The organism is Vibrio sp. L85 (assembly GCF_963871815.1).
Classification (GTDB): Bacteria; Pseudomonadota; Gammaproteobacteria; order Enterobacterales; family Vibrionaceae; genus Vibrio; species Vibrio harveyi.
In genome coordinates this window covers 338,355-357,078 of record NZ_CAWMYL010000176.1, presented here as the reverse complement: position 1 = coordinate 357,078, position 18,724 = coordinate 338,355, and the positions used below count along the sequence as shown (strand labels likewise).

General features: G+C 45.3%; 17 protein-coding genes. 14 read left to right on the top strand and 3 right to left on the bottom strand.

Going from position 1 to position 18,724, the window contains the following annotated elements:
- The first annotated feature begins 4 nt into the window (after positions 1-4).
- From AACR11_RS19115 to AACR11_RS19100, 4 genes are read left to right on the top strand one after another with little or no spacing between them, the layout of a single operon-like run.
- Entirely contained in the window at positions 5-553 is a 549-nt protein-coding gene (locus AACR11_RS19115; protein ID WP_005445370.1) for a rod-binding protein, read from the top strand.
- Complete coding sequence (gene flgK, locus AACR11_RS19110) at positions 554-1,927, top strand: flagellar hook-associated protein FlgK (RefSeq protein ID WP_005445369.1); 1,374 nt, start codon at positions 554-556, stop codon at positions 1,925-1,927.
- A gap of 12 nt (positions 1,928-1,939) precedes the next feature.
- On the top strand, positions 1,940-2,839 hold the full coding sequence (flgL, locus tag AACR11_RS19105) for a flagellar hook-associated protein FlgL (protein ID WP_005445368.1): 900 nt from the start codon (positions 1,940-1,942) through the stop codon (positions 2,837-2,839).
- An 11-nt stretch (positions 2,840-2,850) separates the two neighbouring features.
- The gene (locus tag AACR11_RS19100; protein WP_050933714.1) at positions 2,851-3,891 is read left to right on the top strand and encodes a flagellin; all 1,041 of its coding nucleotides are present in this window, start codon (positions 2,851-2,853) and stop codon (positions 3,889-3,891) included.
- 239 nt (positions 3,892-4,130) lie between these two features.
- On the opposite strand, the gene AACR11_RS19095 is transcribed toward AACR11_RS19100, so the two are convergent.
- Positions 4,131-6,848, bottom strand: a complete 2,718-nt coding sequence (locus AACR11_RS19095; RefSeq protein ID WP_079325006.1) for a DUF2339 domain-containing protein — start codon at positions 6,846-6,848, stop codon at positions 4,131-4,133.
- 510 nt (positions 6,849-7,358) lie between these two features.
- On the opposite strand from AACR11_RS19095, the gene AACR11_RS19090 reads away from it, so the two are divergent.
- From AACR11_RS19090 to AACR11_RS19080, 3 genes are all read left to right on the top strand, one after another.
- Positions 7,359-9,152 (top strand): cation:proton antiporter, encoded by a 1,794-nt coding sequence (locus AACR11_RS19090; RefSeq protein ID WP_029789137.1) that lies wholly within the window; start codon positions 7,359-7,361, stop codon positions 9,150-9,152.
- Positions 9,153-9,401: 249 nt separating this feature from the next.
- Positions 9,402-10,421, top strand: a complete 1,020-nt coding sequence (gene fni, locus AACR11_RS19085; protein ID WP_079325004.1) for a type 2 isopentenyl-diphosphate Delta-isomerase — start codon at positions 9,402-9,404, stop codon at positions 10,419-10,421.
- Positions 10,422-10,582: 161 nt separating this feature from the next.
- Complete coding sequence (locus AACR11_RS19080; RefSeq protein ID WP_079325002.1) at positions 10,583-10,846, top strand: DUF3012 domain-containing protein; 264 nt, start codon at positions 10,583-10,585, stop codon at positions 10,844-10,846.
- Positions 10,847-10,877: 31 nt separating this feature from the next.
- Here AACR11_RS19080 and AACR11_RS19075 read toward each other — a convergent pair whose 3' ends face one another.
- Complete coding sequence (locus AACR11_RS19075) at positions 10,878-11,492, bottom strand: mechanosensitive ion channel domain-containing protein (RefSeq protein WP_029789135.1); 615 nt, start codon at positions 11,490-11,492, stop codon at positions 10,878-10,880.
- 512 nt (positions 11,493-12,004) lie between these two features.
- Here AACR11_RS19075 and AACR11_RS19070 point away from each other — a divergent pair.
- Complete coding sequence (locus AACR11_RS19070; protein WP_009705022.1) at positions 12,005-12,727, top strand: TerC family protein; 723 nt, start codon at positions 12,005-12,007, stop codon at positions 12,725-12,727.
- A gap of 21 nt (positions 12,728-12,748) precedes the next feature.
- Here AACR11_RS19070 and AACR11_RS19065 read toward each other — a convergent pair whose 3' ends face one another.
- A complete protein-coding gene (locus tag AACR11_RS19065; RefSeq protein ID WP_029789134.1) occupies positions 12,749-14,233 on the bottom strand; it encodes a winged helix-turn-helix domain-containing protein in 1,485 nt (494 codons plus the stop codon).
- Between the two features lie 498 nt (positions 14,234-14,731).
- Here AACR11_RS19065 and AACR11_RS19060 point away from each other — a divergent pair, with 498 nt between their 5' ends.
- From AACR11_RS19060 to AACR11_RS19035, 6 genes are all read left to right on the top strand, one after another.
- Positions 14,732-15,211: a porin gene (locus tag AACR11_RS19060; protein ID WP_029789133.1), complete on the top strand. Its 480-nt coding sequence runs from the start codon at positions 14,732-14,734 to the stop codon at positions 15,209-15,211.
- A 157-nt stretch (positions 15,212-15,368) separates the two neighbouring features.
- Positions 15,369-15,770: a GFA family protein gene (locus AACR11_RS19055; RefSeq protein ID WP_009696921.1), complete on the top strand. Its 402-nt coding sequence runs from the start codon at positions 15,369-15,371 to the stop codon at positions 15,768-15,770.
- 151 nt (positions 15,771-15,921) lie between these two features.
- On the top strand, positions 15,922-16,635 hold the full coding sequence (locus tag AACR11_RS19050) for a class I SAM-dependent methyltransferase (protein ID WP_029789132.1): 714 nt from the start codon (positions 15,922-15,924) through the stop codon (positions 16,633-16,635).
- A 298-nt stretch (positions 16,636-16,933) separates the two neighbouring features.
- A complete protein-coding gene (locus tag AACR11_RS19045; RefSeq protein WP_029789131.1) occupies positions 16,934-17,179 on the top strand; it encodes a hypothetical protein in 246 nt (81 codons plus the stop codon).
- A 140-nt stretch (positions 17,180-17,319) separates the two neighbouring features.
- A complete protein-coding gene (locus tag AACR11_RS19040) occupies positions 17,320-17,772 on the top strand; it encodes a hypothetical protein (RefSeq protein ID WP_005445358.1) in 453 nt (150 codons plus the stop codon).
- Positions 17,773-17,953: 181 nt separating this feature from the next.
- Positions 17,954-18,376, top strand: a complete 423-nt coding sequence (locus AACR11_RS19035) for a hypothetical protein (protein WP_017188588.1) — start codon at positions 17,954-17,956, stop codon at positions 18,374-18,376.
- The last annotated feature ends 348 nt before the right edge of the window (positions 18,377-18,724 follow it).

The following is an 18,724-nucleotide window of genomic DNA, read 5'->3' as shown; positions in this document are numbered from 1 at the left end:
TGAGATGAAATTAGATACCAGTAACGATCAAGCCAAACTGAGCTCCATGTTGTATCACGACAATAGTGCGTTAGCGAATATCAAGAGAAGCCGTGATCAAGAAGGTGCCTTGGAAGTGGTTGCAGGTCAGTTTGAAGCCATGTTTCTGCAAATGGTGCTTCGTCAAATGCGCAGCAGTAGCGACGTGTTGGCTGACAAAGACAGTCCATTTGCTAGCCAACAACAAGGTGTGTTTCGCGATATGTATGACGGTCAACTGGCAATGGAGCTTGCTAAAAAGCAAAATGCGGGCATTGCCAATATGTTGGTTCAACAGCTAAGCCCATCAATGCGTGAGGTAGCATTCGACCAATCACGCAGTATCTCTTCGGCGAATGATGGAAAAGTGACCTCGCTTGAACGCAAGTCACAACTTGAAAGTGATGATATCGCCACAGTCACTGATGCAGTTAATTCCGTGCAGCAAGTGGTCGCCTCTGTTAAACAAGTGCTCGGTGAAGCCGGTATGACGACCGCGTTTACTCAGCCGCTGATCAGAAAAATGGAGCTGTAAATGAACCTTGTTAATATCGGCCTTTCAGGCTTGAACGCAAACCAAGTCGCACTTGAAGTGACGGCGCAAAACGTGGCAAACATCAATACGCCAGGATACAGCCGTCAACAAGCGCTTATGGCATCTGTAGGGGATGGCAAGTACAACAAGCTCAGTCCGGGCATTGGTGTTGAAGTCACAAGTATTCGCCGCGTAACAGACCAGTTTTTGGTCAAACAGACTTGGTCGACAAACAGCCTAGCGTCATACTCAAGTGGTTACACTACCGCAATGAGCCAGCTTGAAAGTACGCTTGGCGCTGATGGTTTTAGTATTTCTGCGGGCTTGGATTCGCTTAACGCAGCTTTGAATGATGCCACAGTAAAACCAGAATCAATTCCATACCGTCAGCAAATTATCAACGAATCAGAAGCGTTAGCGCGTCGCTTCAATACGTTAACCGAGTCGCTTCATAATCAGCATAAAGACATGAGTGAGCAACGTAATGCGGCGTTAAATCATGCCAATAGCTTGATGACGAACATCGCTCACATAAACAAACAGATTGTCGAAATGCAGGGAACGGGCGGTAACCCAGCTCAGCTAATGGATACTCGTGATGTTTTGATTGGTGAGCTCTCTCAGATCGTTGAAATCAAGACAACGGATCAAGCTGATGGAAGCATGCAAGTGACACTCGCTTCAGGTCAGCCTTTGGTGATGGGGACTGATTACGGTCAGCTAACGTCGAAGCCAAACCCTTCCGATCCTTATCTTGCTGATTTAAATGTTGAGTTTGCTTCTCAAAGTTTTGGTCTCGATCAATCTGTCGGCGGCAAATTGGGCGCGATTAACGACTATCAAACAGAAATCCTAATGCCAAACCAAGTGGCACTAGACGATATGGCAAAGGCGATGGCAGACGAGTACAACGCGGTACTTGCGACGGGTAAAGACCTTAAAGGTAACCCGGGCAAACCTTTGTTCAGTTACGACCCAGCAAACCCTTCATCTAGCTTAAAAATTACGGGAATCAGCGCAGAGGAATTGGCATTCTCAAGTGATGGCGCGCCAGGTAATGCCGACGTACTGAATAACTTGATTAAGTTGAGCAACAAACCGGTCGCCATTACAGGTTTTGGTTCTTTGAGCTTGAACGATGCATTTACCGCAATGGTTGGTGAAACGGCGATTAAAGCGCGCCAAGCTGCGGCAGATTATGAAGCAAAAACCGCAATGAACAAGCAAGCTCACGCAGCACGCGATAATGTTAGTGCGGTTAACAGTAATGAAGAAGCGGCGAACTTGATGACGTTTGCTAACGCACACAATGCCAATATGAAAGTCATTAGCACAGCTAACCAACTTTTCGATGCTGTATTGCAGCTTTTCTAAAGGGAACTCGATATGCGAATCAGTGACACTCAATTCAGCCAAATGATGCTGCAAAGTCTGCAAACCAACAACGCAGGCTTGGGGAATGTGCTACAACAAATGTCGACAGGTAATCGACTGACCAAGCTTTCAGACGATCCAATGGCGTCCATTAAGCTACTTAACCTTGAGCGTGAAAACAGCGCAATCGGTCAGTACCAAAGCAATATTGCCAATCTTAAAACGACGCTTTCTGCGCAAGAAACACATTTGGATTCTGTGAATGAAAGCCTGAAAAGTGTTCGCGATTTGGTGCTTTGGGGGGCAAATGGCTCGTTAACCGATGATGACCGCAGCGGCATGGTTACCGAACTAAAAAGCTACCGAGACGCCATACAGTCGTCCTTTAATGCACAAGACGAAGAAGGTCATTACTTGTTTTCAGGCACCCAAACCGACAAACCAGCGGTGAGTAACGGGGGCGGTGTTTACCAAGTAGACGGCAACAGTGATAAGCGTGTTGTGACGGTTGCTAAAGGTGTCACCATGGAATCCAACATGACCGCTAAAGACATTTTAGAGCTTGGCAGTGGCGACAATGTGCTGAACCAACTTGATGCTTTAATTGCAGAATTTGAGAAGCCGAGTCCGAATTTTCGAGCTGAAGTGGACGCTAGCCTTGCTGCCATTGATGATACCTCTGCAAACGTATTAGGTGCTATCACAGAGATTGGTGGACGCCACAACAACCTAGATCTGATGGATGGAGCTCACGGCGAAAACAAGCTGTTTGTTGATAAAGTGACGAACGATTTGTCTGCGCTCGATTACGGTGAAGCATCAGTACGTTTGAGCAACTACATGGCAGCGTTACAAGCAACGCAAGCTAGCTACGTTAAGATCAACGATCTCAACCTGTTTGATCGTATTTAAGGAAGTTTTATATGGTGATGAGCACAGTAGAGGTAAGACCCCACAGTATACGCTTAGGTGGGCAAGAACAAGCCTCTATCATGCCGACCCGCTCAGCGGATACGAGCAGTGCGATTAAACCGCGTCCTAGGCAAGTTCAGGCTGACACCGCGTCAGCCTATTCTGTTTCCGGTATTCAGCTTACTCAAGGTCAGCAACAAGCAACCGCTGTGCAGATCGCATCAAAATCGCTGCAAGTGATTGGTAGAGAGCTGACTCAAATTAAGCGAGGTTTGACCCAAGCCGTTAGCCAAGGCACACAGAACGTCCCTGGTTTGCAAGACAGCTTAGTTCGCTCCAAAACGTCCATTCAACAAGTGGTTGATCAGGCGCGTTTTGATGGACAAAAGGTGATTGATAACGAACTGCACCTAAAACTGGATAAAGCCGATATTCGCCGCTTCTCTATCCCAGGTTTGAACGTACATCGTTTGAGTGAAAAAGCAGAGCAAATTCGCTTGGATTTTCCGCAGGGCCAATCGGTGATGATCCAGTTTGACGGTCAGGCGGATGGTGCGCGTACGGTGAAAATGCTCGATCGCAGTTTGATTGCGATGGGAATGCGCTCATCACTGGCGGAAGACGGCACTATTTTATTTGAAGCGCGCGATACTGCTTATCAGCAAATGCAGCAAAAGGTATTGGTGACGGGTGAAGGGCATCGATTCCCAGCGGGACACGCCAATGTTCTGAACCTAAAATCGGAACCTGACGGTATTGCAGAGTTAAGCTTTGACCTAGGTTCTCGCGATGGCATCAAACAAACTATTGCCAAGGTGAATCAGCATTTAAGACAAGTGCAAACCAGCTTGGAAGAAGCCAAAGCTTTTCACGGTGAGTTGAGTGCTCAGATGCGTTCGGTGCAAAGTAAATCTAACCAGATGAGTGCCGAGGATGTGAATTCGAAACTCGATGGATTTATGGCAACGTCAGATCAATTTACCTCAACGTTCCAAGCGCTTAATGCACAAGCGAATGTGCGTCGCCATACGGTTGTGGCGCTCCTGAAATAACCTTTCAAGAACACTCCAAGATTCCCTTCTCGATTCTATATGTGGTTTCAAAAACCTGAAAAGAGTTGGGAATCGCCTTTCTAGTTCGCGATTAAAAGAGAGATTCCAGACACTTAATTCCTCAACTCTGAAAAGACGATCATTAGGCGCGTATTCCGCTTTAGAATTCGTCAACCGCTCAATACTCTTCTGGGTCATTCCCGAGAGCGACGTCGGGAATCTCTTTCTTTGTTCAAACACTATTCTGCTTGCTCAACAGGTCCTGCAACCGAACGATGGAGTTTTTGGAACAACCACCCAAGTCCAATCAGTGACGCCCCCAACCCCAAGAAGCTAACCGCTCGCCAGAAGCCATCTAGTGAGCTTACATCCCACAAGAATACCTTAAGCGCGACGCACGCCAACACTGCCAAACCAATGCGTTGAATCGTCATCGCTTTACGTGTTGCGCCTACCCAAGTGAGTAAGCCGCCGACAATCAAACCAGCAATCGAGTAGGTAAACAGCTCTGCCATACCCGTTGGTTGAGCTAGCGTCATCGAGATAGGCTGCCAGAATTGGCGGATCGACATACCTAGCCAAGCTGCCGTTAAGATAAGACCAAAGCTAGCAACAATAGGACGTGGGATTTGCAGTGTGTTCCAGTGTTTGTAAGTAGTTACTAGCAAAATAATTGCAGGCAGTAGCCAGCCGACTGATAGCATGTTGAACACAGGCACGGACTCAGCGGAAACATTATTGGTCATCAACGGTGATTCAAGGCTATTGAGTAGCATTACCAACACAACAAAGACGCCCCAAAGTAGGTAGCTGTAAGCTTGATAAACACGTTCTAATTGCTGCGCGAACTTGCTGCGATAGCTGTAAACCAATCCCATCACTAACGCTTGGTTGGCAAACACAATGGCAGAAGTGAAATCGACGTAGCCAAGGTAGCCGTATTGCCCCGTCAGCCAGTAGTTGGTCTGAGTAAACACTGCCATCAAGAACACGTGTAAAAACGCACCTTCAAACCAATTGGCTAGCTCTGTATCTGAGTGATGTAATACAGTACGAGCGTAAGCAAGAATCGCCAAAGACGGCAAGTAACTGATCAATACCCAAGCCCAGTGCCCTGCATTAACGGGTTGCCACTCTGGAATGAATGGTAGCAAAGTCAGACGCACGACCAAGATCCCCATGGCAACTTTCACTGCCCAACTTGCAGGGCGGAACAAGTTGGCTTGAGTTTGTAATGCCATAACTGCCACTTGAATCGAAATGGCAGTCGTAAGCCATGTGTCATTGAGCCAAACAAAAGCCGTTCCTGCAATGATGGCGTGCATGATAGCTGAACACTCCAGCGCCAGAGCTTTGAATTTCTGTCCGAGTAAGGCGTAATAAACCGCAATCACGGCGGTGAAGAGTGTCCAAGCAAAAACATGACGACTCATAAACTCGTGCGCGTAGAGCAGGGTAATCAATGTCATTGCTGGGGCAAGAACAAGTAAGAGGATACCCGTCAGCCGTGAGTGATCACCTGCTAGTGTCTGGAATAACGTTCGCAGTGCAATCAATGCAATACTGACACCGAGCGCAACCAACACTGATGTTTGTCCCTCTGCCATATAGATAGACTCAAGCGCGATAGAAAGCAGCATGATTACGGTAGAAGCCACCAAAATTGATGGTAAAAAGATTCTTAACGACCAAGCCTTTCGAACGGCTGGTAGCCAAATCATGGCAATAAAGAACACATAGAAGTAAACCATCTCTGCGGTATCAACGCTGGACATGCGAGCCAATGCCGACAGTATTAACAACGTGATAGCCAGAGCAATGCCTGTTGGCGGATGTGTCCACTTACCTTGGCAATGATGGTAACGCGGTTTGAGCATCCAGCCCATTCTTGGTACGACAAACAACAGGTACAAACTGAGTGAAAGGAAGAGCGTAAGCCAAGAGAATAGTTGCTCTATTGGTATGCTTTCGATCAGCAGAAGCATCCACAAAACATGCGGCACGGTTATCGATGGTGAAATCCAAGCGTGTCGGATCTTTTGCATTAACAAAGTCGCGGCAACTGAAATCGCAGTGATATAGCCCGCGAGCAAGTAATAGTTGGGCTCTGCGCCGCCAATCCACAGGGGCGCGGAGTAGCCGCCGATCAAACCAAGTACAGCCATTAAAGGTCCCTGGCGCAGGGAGAGAGCTAAGCTCGAAAATGCGGCGCCCGCTAAGATCAGCAGCGATGCACTAGGCGATAATAGTTGATAGAAGACAAACGCAAAGATCACTGTGCAGTAAATCCCTGTTAACCCTGTTCCGGTAATGGCAGCAGGCACGTAAGTAAAACCTTTCGCTCGTTCTGCTCGGTCTGAGGATTTTTGCTCACGGCGATGGAACCACTCACCTGCTATCACGGTAGCAAGGGAGATTGAGAATGCGATGGTCACGCGCATGATTGGTGAGAACTCGATATGACTGCCAATCACTTGCACGAGGTAACCACCACCAATCAACATGGCGAGCGCGCCAACCCAAACCAACCAATTTTCTTGGATGTTGGTCAGCAGTTTATTGGCTTGCTTCTCAAAAACGGATTCACTGCTATGGGCTAAACCACCAATGTGCACTTCGTCGAGTGACGGGAGGCTCGGCTCAACAATTGGTTGTGGCACTTCTTTGGCTGCTAGAGACGCAGTTCTTGGCTCTGGATCTGATTTAGGATCCGGATCATTAGGTGGTACGGGACTGTCTGGTGGTGTTGACGCATGCAGTGCTGCTGTAACCTTATGCTCAGGCTGTGGATTTGTTGATGTGTCTCCCTCAAACCAACGCGCACGCAGCTCTGTCAGTTCTTTATGAAGCAGAGACACTTCGTCTTCGAGCCTTGATATTCGACCGACTGCTTTCCATGTGATGACTATGGCACAAACCGCCAAGATGACCGCCAATGAGATTAACAACTGTTGCACTCCCTTCCTTGTTTGAGAACCCTTAACTTTGAGCAACTTAGCTAAGTTTAGTTCACTGTGTGGCAAGCTAACGGGATATATACCCAAGTGACTTCAAGATGCAGGATTCAGAGCGTTGTCATTGATTCTCTGTTTTTACCGAAAGCAAGCAAGGAAAACAACGTAGCGTAATAGCCCGCTCTTTCCAAGTTGTTTGACGCAGCAATCGGGTCAATGACACGCTCCCAAAGGGCGAGTTGACTGGGCTTGTATACTTTGTTGTCGATTCTTGATTTAGACCCGCTAGACCTTTAAATCGCCGCCTCGTCTACAAACCCAGTCATTCTCGCTGAACCGAGCATCTCGAGGTTACTTGGGTATACAACACAGACCGAGAATTTTGAGGGAGAGTCGCATATTTGAACGAAAACTGGCGGAGCATTCACACTAAACTAATCTTTTTTATAGAGTTAATTGGTTTTGGGCGAAAGCTCACCATAACAATAACAATAACAAATTAGGTGATGATAAATGCAAGTGGGCAACGAAGCGCTGGTGCTGTCGGCGGTTGGGGTTATCGGTTTAGGTTGTCAATGGTTGGCGTGGCGAATGCGCTTACCTGCCATTCTGTTCTTGCTATTAGCAGGGATCATTGTTGGTCCGATTCTACAATGGCTCAATCCAGATGACATTCTCGGGGATTTACTCTTCCCCTTAGTTTCCCTCGCTGTGGCGGTGATTCTATTTGAGGGCAGTTTAACCCTTAACTTTAAAGAGATCCGTGGTGTGAGCGGTTCGGTGTGGAGCATCGTGTCTGTCGGCGCAATCATATCTTGGGTGGCAACCAGTGTGGCGACGCACTATTTCCTTAACTTTACTTGGGAGCTTGCGATTTTATTCGCCAGTTTAACCGTAGTTACTGGTCCAACGGTGATCGTACCATTGCTAAGGACCGTGCGCCCAAGCTCCAAACTCGCCAATATTCTGCGTTGGGAAGGCATTCTCATTGACCCACTAGGCGCGCTGTTTGTGGTGATGGTGTACGAGTTTATTGTCTCGCACAATGCCGTAAACAGTATCGAAGTATTCGGTACCATCATTGCGGTGGGTTTGATTCTTGGTGTTGCCTCCGGTGCTGCGGTATCTACCGTTTTGCGCCGAGCTTGGTTGCCGGAATACCTTCAGCCATTTGCGGTTTTGATGGTGGTGCTCGGTGTGTTCTCGATTTCTAACCAAATGGAATCGGAAGCAGGGCTACTGACGGTTACCGTGATGGGCATGTGGTTAGCAAATGCAAAGGGCATCAACATTCAGCAGATCCTGCACTTTAAAGAACACTTAACCATCTTGTTGATCACCGGGTTGTTCATCTTCTTAGCGGCTCGAATCAGTCTTGATGACTTTGCCGCGCTTGGCATTGGTGCGGTAATGTTGTTTGTTTTCATGCAGTTGGTATCGCGTCCACTTTCGATTTTCGCTTCAACTATTCGCAGTAACTTAACCTTCAAGGATAAGCTGTTCCTCTCTTGGGTTGCGCCGCGAGGTATTGTTGCAGCATCCATCTCGTCTCTGTTTGCTATCAAGCTGACAGAATATGGCATTTCAGAAGCCATGCTGTTGGTGCCAATGACCTTCATGGTGATCATCGGCACCGTGGTACTACAAAGTGCTACGGCTCGCCCTATGGCTAAAGTGTTGGGCGTGGCTGAGCCAGCACCGAGAGGCTTTCTATTGATTGGCGCAAACCGAGTGGCGCAAGAGATAGGAAAAGCACTGGCGAGATACGATCGCAAAGTTCTGCTCACCGATTCTAACTGGGATTACATCAGCCAAGTTCGCATGTTGGGCTTAGACCATTACTACGGTAACCCGATCTCTAGCCATGCGGATGATAACCTGAACCTGATTGGTATTGGACAAGTGGTGGCACTGACGCCAGACCAACACTTCAATATCATGGCGTGTATGCAATTTGTCGGCGAGTTCGGCGAAGATAAAGTACATTGCCTGCAGAAAACCAAATCTAACGGCAATGAAAAACACTCGGTTGCCGAAGAGTATCACGGCAAATTGCTGATGGGTGGCAACGTCAGTTACACCCAAATGGCAAGTTTGTTGAGCCAAGGGGCAGAAATCAAACACACCAAGCTAAGCGAGAGTTTCACCTACCAACATTACCTTGATCACCACAAAGACAATTTGATGATTCCGCTTTTCCATGTTGAAGAGAAAGGCAAAATTCAATTCTGTGATGATCCAGACCAGTTCAAACCGCCTACAACCAGCACTGTGGTGGCGCTTATTCAATCGGTCGAGACTCAATAGCGCAAATGGCGTATAGAACTGCCACTCTTGGCACATCGGAGTGGCAACATTGTTAATCGTTACCCAAGCTTAATAGAGCAGTGAGGCGCAGTGTTTTAAACGCTGCTCCTTAATATGATTCCTTAGTCATAAGACCAGAGCCCACAAGGCTCGATTCGGCAAATAAATTGTTCAATTTCCGAATTTTCGCATTGACGGCAATGACAAGGATCGCAATACTGCGCGACTGTTTTACTTTAGGGTGACATTATGGCTCCGCAATCTAATCGAAAAGACTTACATCTAGACGCTGTTTTACATCATGACATGAACATGAAAAGCAAAACGGCGGGCTTTGAGTCTGTCGAATTTGAGCATTGCGCATTGCCTGAATGTGACTTTAACACCATCGATCTTTCGAGCGAGTTTCTTGGTCATTCATTGGTGTTGCCGTTTTTGATCAGTTCGATGACTGGCGGCGCAAAAGACGCAGAAATCATCAACTGTCGTTTGGCAGAAGCGGCTAGTGAAATGGGCATTGCGATGGGGGTTGGCTCACAGCGAGTGAGCCTAGAAGACAGCCTACATTCAGGCCTGGGTAAAACCATTCGTGATCTCGCCAAGGGCGTGCCTTTGTATTCCAACCTGGGTGCCGCTCAACTGAGAGACAAACAACGTCTCGACAACGCCCAACGTGCGGTCGACTTTATCCAAGCGGACGCTTTATTTGTGCATCTCAACCCTATGCAAGAAGCTTTTCAACAGAATGGCGACCATGATTGGATTGGTGTGCTTAAATCGATTGAGCAGCTAAAACAGCGCATTGATGTTCCGATGATCATCAAAGAGGTGGGTTTTGGCATCAGTGGCGCAGTGGCGAAACAACTTGTTGAAGTAGGCGTGGATGCGATTGATGTTGCGGGCGCTGGTGGTACAAGTTGGTCAGCGGTCGAAGGTTACTGTCAGACAGACAATAAGATGCAGCGCGCAGCTGAGTTGTTTCGTGACTGGGGCATTCCAACGGCTAAGTGTTTAGAGCAAATTCACGCTCAATACCCTGACTTACCTTTAATTGCGTCTGGCGGCGTGCATAACGGCTTAGAAGCCGCGAAGGCGATACATCTGGGTGCCAATCTAGTTGGGCAAGCTGGTGCGGTATTAAAAGCCGCAACAATCAGCACACAGTCTGTTGTCGATCACTTTGAACAAATGGCATTAGAGCTGCGTTTAGCGTGCTTTGGTTCCGGCTCTGTAAATCTCCAAGCATTGACCCAAGCTCGTCGTCTTTAGCTCAACGGCTAATATTTACTCGCTTATTGATACAGTTAGGTTGATTTCGCCGAATTTCACGTCTTTTACAGAGTGAACGTCGATAAATTGTCTGAGTCTTAACACTTGCGCTGATATTTTGGGTATAGTCCATTCATCAATTGAAAGTGGAACCTGAATTTATGAAAAAATTGGTAATGCTACTGCTAGCGGCAACAGCGCTTACCGCATGTACTGACGAAGTGGGCACAGAAGCTTGGTGTAAAGACATGCGTGACAAGTCTAAAACAGAGTGGACCGCTGACAACGCAGTAGATTTTGCAAAGCACTGCGTTCTGCAAGATGGCATCGGTAGCGAGCAGTGGTGTGAAGATTTAAAAGAGAAGCCAAAAGGCGATTGGACAGCCAACGAAGCGACAGACTTTGCTAAGCACTGCGTGTTCTAAATTGACCGAACAAAAATGAGAAAGCCGAGCACTATGCTCGGCTTTCTTGTATCTGAAGGTCATCAACACCGACACTAACATCGATATCTACGTCGGTGACCTTTTGTAGAGTCGGCTCAACGGCATTCTTATGGGTTCTCTTGGTGACGTTCTTTTGTAGCAAGAGGTTATTTGGATAAGTCGAAAAGTCGCCGTCTTCATGCTTTATCAAGGTGTGAAACAAACGAATGTCTATGATCGTTCCTTCAATTCCTGCGCCATCATCAATACGAATGTTATCGCCGACACGGTAAGGGAAAACGAAGAAGATAAGAAAGCTAGCAGTGATGTTGCTCAGAATTGACCACTGAGCAATAAAGCTCACGCCTAGAACGGTAAACACAGAAGAGAGGAAGATAGAAAAATTCCCGTAGCCAATGCCGCTCACGAGCAAAAACGTAGCAAATAAGAAGACGAACAACAAAATGTTCACCGTTCTGGTAATGAATAATATTCTTGGTGGTTTGACTTTTTTATTCCGCGCTAACGTAGTGAGTGCTTTCGTCGCGATCGTACTGAAGATTTGATAAGCCAAAATGAAAATCAGACCGAGCAGTATGTCGTAGTCACTCAGGATTTGTAGAAATTGTTCAATCGATGACAGCATTACGTTCTCCTCTTTATAGGGCGAGTGTACGGTCAACCATCGGAAAAAGCGTCAAGTCTCTCTCAGCAAAAAATCATATCTCTCTCATGTCATTTTATAAGCCAAAGAAACCGTTGCTTTTGGTACGAATTTTTCACCTTTGGTGGTTTTTAGTTTATTTAAAGCCATGAAATTAAGGTGTTTATTTGTTTTATATTTTCTTTATCTTTTTCTAAGTGCTTTGTGATGTGGTTATGAAACTGGTGAATACAATAGCCTTCCTCTGATTAACCACAACCTTGGAGAAAGTGATGACACTTATCGCGATCAAATTGCTTTACGTGTTCTACAAAGCAATGAAAAGACGCTACTCATAATCGCGTCATTAGGGAACAACTCACCCAAAGCACCTAAGAACGGAATACAGACTTCCCCATGTTAGAGAGGGGACTTGAGCGCAAGGTAGTGCCTGCTTAGGAGAGAGTGGATATTGAATAACTATTCTTTCGTACTTTGCACAGAGAACTTACATAATGAATCTCGACTACTTTATCGCCTTCGGCACGTTACTCATGTTAGAACTCATTCTGGGTGTCGATAACATCGTCTTTATTACCATCATGACTGAGCGTCTTCCTGCTCATTTGCGTCAACGCGTACGTAATCTCGGTATCGGTTTAGCGGTGTTAAACCGCATTGCGCTGGTATTTTCGGTATCTTGGTTGCTGTCTTGGAAAGAACCGTTTGTCGAATACCAAGGGGTATCCCTCTCTTGTAATGATCTTATCTTTATTGTTGGTGGTGCATTCTTGCTGTTTAAAGGCATCAAAGAGCTTTGGGCGTGGGTCGTGCCTATTGAAACGCCACCACATCAATTCTTTGCTGGGCAAGTTGGCACGGTAATATTGCAGATTATTGCGGTGGACGCGGTGTTTTCTCTCGATTCGTTGATTATCGCGGCAAGCCTAACGCAGGACATCACCATTCTTGCTGGTGTGATCATCTCTTCAAGCGTGATTCTGATGTTGATGGCGAATAAAGTTCAGGCTGTGATTACTCGCCATCCCGGATTGAAAGTGCTCGCGCTGCTGTTCCTCATCGTATTAGGCGCGCTGCTGATTGTTGAAGGGTTAGGGCTGAATATCGATAAGCACTACGTTTACAGTGCGCTCGCGTTTGGTTTGCTACTTGAGCTATGCCATATCTTGATCAGCCGACAACCTTCTTCTCGACGTGTGGCAGGACAATATTTCTAAACTTTAATGCGAAGCTAACCACTATGGGTTAGCTTCGCTTTTTACGCTTTGCAATTCTTTAATCATGGTGTCCAAGTTGCTGTCAAAGAACAATGGACCCGCAAGTTTCAGTGCAATTGGCGACGACGTGTTTTGTGTCGCTTGCAAATACAGTTCTTTTGCCCCACTTGTATGACCGCGAGCTTCTTCCGCTTTCGCTAGTAATAGATAAGTTAAGGACGTTTGCTGATTGTACGGAATCGACAACAGTATTTGTGATGCCTTATCTGGGTTATCTTCCGACAGCGCCAAGATTGCGTTGGCTTCACACACTCTTGGGTTATTCCCTCGCTTCAATACCTCGGACAAAGAAGAAGAGTACTCTTTGTTCAGTGTTTCAATTACTTGCTTCTTATTCGCTTCATCTTTTGCAAATACTCTCATGACTTCACCAATGTAGCTTACCGAAATGGTGTAGGCGTTATCTGGTGCGAGTGCTTTTGCTTGACGAAAATACTCCATCGCATTTTCATAGCCAGCGTTGTTGTACAAAGCGCCCGTTCCAGACATCAAGGCTTTTACAGCTTCAGGATCTTTAGGGAAGATTGACACATTGTGTTCCAACTCTTCTTCCGGGACCTCAATGTACATCGCGCGTAGCATGTCATCGATCATGGATGGGAAAGTTTGATGAAACCGTTCAAAGTTGGTCGAGTAACGACGATTTAAATGAGTCTGCCCTGAAACGCGATTGTGATACTGGAACAACAAACGCAACTTTTTACCATCGCTGCTCTTGCTGGTGGAGATGCTGAACTCTACGGCGGCGAGTTTTCTGTGTTCTTTAGATTTGACTACACGAATATTGCTGTAAAACCCAATGTGTTCCATGAACTTAATGACGATGCCGTACAATTCTGGTCGTGCTTTCACATCCTCACTGACATTCAATACTGCATAACGAAATTCGTAATGGCTTAAGTGCCCGGTGTGAGTATCAGGGTTCGGTTTTGAGTCGTTTGCGCTAAACAGTAAAAATGCCGCCTGAATAAGAACAATCAAAGAAAGTGCACCAATTAAGATGGGTTGTTTGCTCTTTTTAGGACGGTGCTCAACGGCCTCTATCGCGGGTTTCGAGGCTTCAGTTTGCGACTCTTCCTCTTCAATCACCTGATCTTCAGGTTTCTGTATCGCGATTTTTTCCAGTTTTACTTCGCCATCAAATCGATACCCACGCTTTGGGACGGTGACGATGTAGCTGCATTCCTGTTGGCTGTGTTTTTTCAGCACTTTTCTGAGTTCAAATACCGCTTGGGTGACCACTTGATCGGTTAATACACTGCCGCCCCACACTTGCTCGATAAGTTCATCACGCGTGTGAGTCAGTCCTGGGTTCAGACACAAGAACTCAAGCAACTTTGAGAGACGGTTATCAATCGTAATGCATGAGTCAGCAAACTGTATTTGCCCCTCATTGGGCACAAAACGCCACTCATCTACGATAAAACTGATGTTTTTGTCAGGCATTCACGCTCGCTCTTCTATTTTTTATTCATCTCATTGAGTAAATGTAGTCTCAATTGAATGATTTTGCTGACAATTTAAAGCGCGAGTAACGTGATTTTCTACACATTTCGTTATCGGAACACCAATTTCCGCTCTCTACCTCTAATGCTTTCCTTTTTACCTAGGAAATCAACACAGAATGGAAGAAAAGTTCCAATTAATTTGTTTGTTTTATTCTCTTTTTTGATGTTTAAGTTTATGTATTTATTGGTTTTATATTTTGTTTATATGCCAGTGATGAAGTTTTATTAACTGCTGAGCTTTACGTTATGTCACAGCGGCGAAAACACAGGATGATGCATCCCACACCGCAAGTGAGGGGCGAGCTTCTTAAAGAGAAAAGGCGCAACGTTCCCTGAAGTCACTTGCAATAAGGAAATAAAAAATTGATGCATGAGCATCACGTACTGAAGGACTAGGGAATGTTAGTCAACCTTTTATATTGAGAGTTATTAAGAAATGAAACTGAACAAATTTATTCTTCCAATCGCTGTTATCTTCTTTGCTACACAAGCTGCTGCTAACCCATACATTGGTGCTAGCTACCTATATTCTGAATACCAAGTAAAGAACGAGAACACAGACTTTAGTGATCAAAACAGCGGTTACAATCTTTACATCGGTTACCAGTTTAATGACCTACTATCGATTGAAGGTGGATATGCAGATTTCATCGATACGCACAAAGACTTCGAGCACATCTATTCTGATGCTTGGCTAGCGAGTGCGAAACTAACACTACCAATCACTATTTTCGACGTTTACGGTCGTGTCGGTATGGGTCACTTCCAAACTAACCTTGGTGATTCAAACGACATCTACTACGGCGTAGGTGCTGGTGTGACATTGGGCCCAGCTCGCGTTGCACTAGAGTACACCATGTACGAAGCAAAAGTTGTTGAGAACAGCTACGCGCTAAGCGCAGAGTTCCGCTTCTAAAAAAAGCAACGACTTGTCCTAGTTGTTTTCCACTGCGCTTATGGAAGAGTGCGGTGGTTTTCTTCGTTCCATTTTTGCAAACCTGACTTACTTATCTTTATTTCGTTGTATGGGACTGGCATGGTTACCTTAATTCCAATAAGAGAAGGACTAAAAAATGGAAGTACTCAAAGGTTCATGTCTGTGTGGCAAGGTAAAAATCGAAGTTGCGGATGAATTCAAATACATGGGCAATTGTCATTGTTCTGAATGCCGCAAGTTTACGGGTTCTGACTATTCATCGGCGGGAGGTGTTGCACTCGACAAGCTGATAGTTATCGAAGGTGAAGAGCATATCCAAACCTATCAGAAGAGCGCAAATACCGAACTCTCATTCTGCCGTCATTGCGGCTCTAGCCTCTATTCGAAAAAGAACAACGGTATTGTGAATGTTCGTTTAGGTATCCTTGACGATATCCCTGCCGACAAACCGAGTTTCCACATTTTTGTCGGTTCGAAAGCGCCATGGAATGAGATTACTGATGAGCTTAAACAGTTTGAAGCGGAGCCTAAGCTATAGGTCGGTTTCTTGCTGCGTTTAGTACAAAATCGCTAAGGATTTAAAGTTGTGAGATAGAGCCACTCAATTGAGTGGCTTTTTGCTTTTGAGTGGCAGTAATATCCGACACTATACGATTAATTAACATCGACAGTTTTTTGGGAGAATATCAGTGAGCGAAGAATACAACCAAGTCATTTCTAAGCACTACGCGGCTTATCGTCCGCCACTGCATCAAGTGATTTTGCAAGCCAATTTGGAAGAGTTACCTCAGTTTCAATTGGGATTGGATATCGGCTGCGGCACGGGCGTATCGACGTTTGCTTTGGCTAAGTTCTGTCAGCAGGTTCATGGGGTTGACCCGAGCACATCAATGATTGAACAAGCCAAACCATCAGTAGGTATTGAATATCATGTTGGTGACGGTGAACACGTACCTTTTTCAGACAGTAGTGTGGATGTGGTGACGTTTGCTGGCTCGCTCTCTTATGCAAAATCAACGGCTTTATTGGCAGAGCTACAGCGTGTTTGCCAGCCTAAAGCACATGTCGTGGTTTATGATTTTGAAGTACTGCTAGAAAAACCTCTTGAGCAGCTTGGTATCGAGATGGACTTGGTTGAATCCAACTACGACCATGCTATCAACTTCAGCGATTGTGAAGGGTTTCAAGCGGTCAACGTTTATAAAGAGACAGTAGAATTAGAAGTCAGTGCAGAAGAACTGGCGCATGTGTTGTTCTCGTCTTCTAAGCGATACTCCAAGTTAGCGGAAGCATTTGCAGGAGATGACCCATTTGTAAACGCTGTTGAAGCGCTGAAACAGCATAACCAAAAGCATGTTATCCAAGCGGATACTTATTTCGCGATGTACCAAATCAACATCTAATGCTCTTGTCCTATGAACGCTCTTAAGACCGCTAATTCAGCGGTCTTTTTGTTTGTATATTTTGTGAAATACACGCGCTTTTTACCTTGTTTGTGAATTTGCGGTCAGATTTTTGGTAAATGTTTCATTTGTAAGTAAATCCAAGTGAAAGTGCGGTTTGGCTCTAATTTTGAAGGCGAGCGCTTATGATAGTCTCACGTCAATCTTGGCGCAGAATTTCAGTCACTGTGTGGCTGTTCATCGGTCTGTTGTCCAGTTACCGAATTTCATTATTACTTTTAGGCTGTAGGAAATCATCATGGCGAAGGCATTAAAAATCGAGTCAGGGCGTTACCTAAATATGGATCATGTTGTGACGTTCTCGCTTGCGAATGATTTCATTGAAATTACCACGGCAATTGAGACTTTTACATCGATTCATATTGGTATTGAAGGCAAAACTGATTACGCCGACTACTTCGTTTCAATCCAAGAATTCCACCGCATTAAGCGTGAATTGTGTGATTACATGGGCATTGATGACCCTTCGCTATTAGTTGACTAATCACTCAAAAATGACAATAAGATTACAGAGGCAGTATGCAATGCTGCAACTTGTAGTCTACGTTTTAACAACCACTGGCTAGGGTGAGCAACAATACGGCGGCGAAGATCGCCCGTTCACCAAATACAATAAGGGACGTTATGTCTGACAAATACATTGCAATGATCCAAGACTTTTTTCAGGTGTTTGAAGCCCTGAATCAACATGTCTTGGACTCCCACGGTGAATTGGCAACGTGGGAGACCCAATTGGTAAGGCTTGATATTAACCAAGGTGATAAAGAAAAGTCGTATGACGTGGCGCAGATTGCCGGCATGCTTAACTTTTCTGAAGATGCAGTAAAATCATTCTTAGTGATATACAGCTTCTTAAGTAACAATCTTTATGATCTCATTGGTAATCGTGAATACGAAGATTGGGGGACGGACGGCGATAGCCTACAAGTTGAGTACTCTGATCTTACTATTGAATCATTTTATGCCGATCAAATTGCGCCACTGATGGAGCGAAGAGTGTACTTCGAGTGGACATTTGATGCGTTACAACGGTCGTATGATGAAATGATGGCGATTAGCCACGGTAGAATAGCTTAGTGAGTTTAACGGCTGGTTAAATAATTAAGTTAAGACAAAAACAAAAGCCGCTCGTTTTAGCGGCTTTTGTTTTTAGGGCTTTCAAGTATTTCTGTTTCCTCTTCTTACAACTCTTGAATTAAAATCTATTGGCTTATCACGTATTGTGATGATGAGCGATTTACTTGTTAGAAGAACAAACATGAAAAAGACAATCTCAATAATGGTATTGGCAGTGGCGCTGGCTGGCTGTGATGACGCAAGCAAAGCCATTGACCAAGCACAAGAAGCAGCAAACAAAGCGATTGATACGGTTCAAGAGCAGATGGAATCGGTAGAAGATGCATTCAATCTCGATCAGTTTGGTGATGCTGCTGAATCTGCAGAACAGTTAGCTGCATCTGTAGAGGAAGCGATGAATGTGGATTTCAGTGATCCACAAGCCTTGATTGAAGCAAAAGAGCATATTGCCAACGCATACGCTTGTTTGGTGGAAGCGTCTTCAGAGTCGACGGTGGATAAGGTGATGGATAAAGTAATGTCATCGATCGGTAGTGAAGAAACCAAATCTTTGATTGAAGAAGGCATCGAAAAAGCGCAAGCCGCCAAAGAGTGTGTGATGTAATCGAACCGGAAAATGAAATACCCATGGCATGTGTCGTGGGTATTTTCCTTTTGCCAGCTATTCGAGCCTATCTTCTTCGTCCTGCATCTTGAAGTCACTTGGGTATACAGACTTTATTTCTACATTTTTACTTTTATTGGACCGTGAACTTTCGTTTTATATGCACTTTCATTCGGATGAAAACAGTTCACAACAGGATGATATCCTGTCATCAGAAGTGAAAACTTAAGTTTTGTCGATTTTGTCGTATTTATTATCCAGATGAATACTAAAAAATCCTGTAACGCAAATATCTCCACAAAATCATAGCCTTACATTTGAGGCGATAGCTTCTTACCACTTATACGT

Bases quoted from the DNA above. Each gene is read 5' to 3' on its own strand.
- AACR11_RS19115 (WP_005445370.1), top strand. From the start codon at position 5: ATGAAATTAGATACCAGTAACGATCAAGCCAAACTGAGCTCCATGTTG.
- flgK (WP_005445369.1), top strand. From the start codon at position 554: ATGAACCTTGTTAATATCGGCCTTTCAGGCTTGAACGCAAACCAAGTC.
- flgL (WP_005445368.1), top strand. From the start codon at position 1,940: ATGCGAATCAGTGACACTCAATTCAGCCAAATGATGCTGCAAAGTCTG.
- AACR11_RS19100 (WP_050933714.1), top strand. From the start codon at position 2,851: ATGGTGATGAGCACAGTAGAGGTAAGACCCCACAGTATACGCTTAGGT.
- AACR11_RS19090 (WP_029789137.1), top strand. From the start codon at position 7,359: ATGCAAGTGGGCAACGAAGCGCTGGTGCTGTCGGCGGTTGGGGTTATC.
- fni (WP_079325004.1), top strand. From the start codon at position 9,402: ATGGCTCCGCAATCTAATCGAAAAGACTTACATCTAGACGCTGTTTTA.
- AACR11_RS19080 (WP_079325002.1), top strand. From the start codon at position 10,583: ATGAAAAAATTGGTAATGCTACTGCTAGCGGCAACAGCGCTTACCGCA.
- AACR11_RS19075 (WP_029789135.1), bottom strand. From the start codon at position 11,492: ATGCTGTCATCGATTGAACAATTTCTACAAATCCTGAGTGACTACGAC.
- AACR11_RS19070 (WP_009705022.1), top strand. From the start codon at position 12,005: ATGAATCTCGACTACTTTATCGCCTTCGGCACGTTACTCATGTTAGAA.
- AACR11_RS19065 (WP_029789134.1), bottom strand. From the start codon at position 14,233: ATGCCTGACAAAAACATCAGTTTTATCGTAGATGAGTGGCGTTTTGTG.
- AACR11_RS19060 (WP_029789133.1), top strand. From the start codon at position 14,732: ATGAAACTGAACAAATTTATTCTTCCAATCGCTGTTATCTTCTTTGCT.
- AACR11_RS19055 (WP_009696921.1), top strand. From the start codon at position 15,369: ATGGAAGTACTCAAAGGTTCATGTCTGTGTGGCAAGGTAAAAATCGAA.
- AACR11_RS19045 (WP_029789131.1), top strand. From the start codon at position 16,934: ATGGCGAAGGCATTAAAAATCGAGTCAGGGCGTTACCTAAATATGGAT.
- AACR11_RS19040 (WP_005445358.1), top strand. From the start codon at position 17,320: ATGTCTGACAAATACATTGCAATGATCCAAGACTTTTTTCAGGTGTTT.
- AACR11_RS19035 (WP_017188588.1), top strand. From the start codon at position 17,954: ATGAAAAAGACAATCTCAATAATGGTATTGGCAGTGGCGCTGGCTGGC.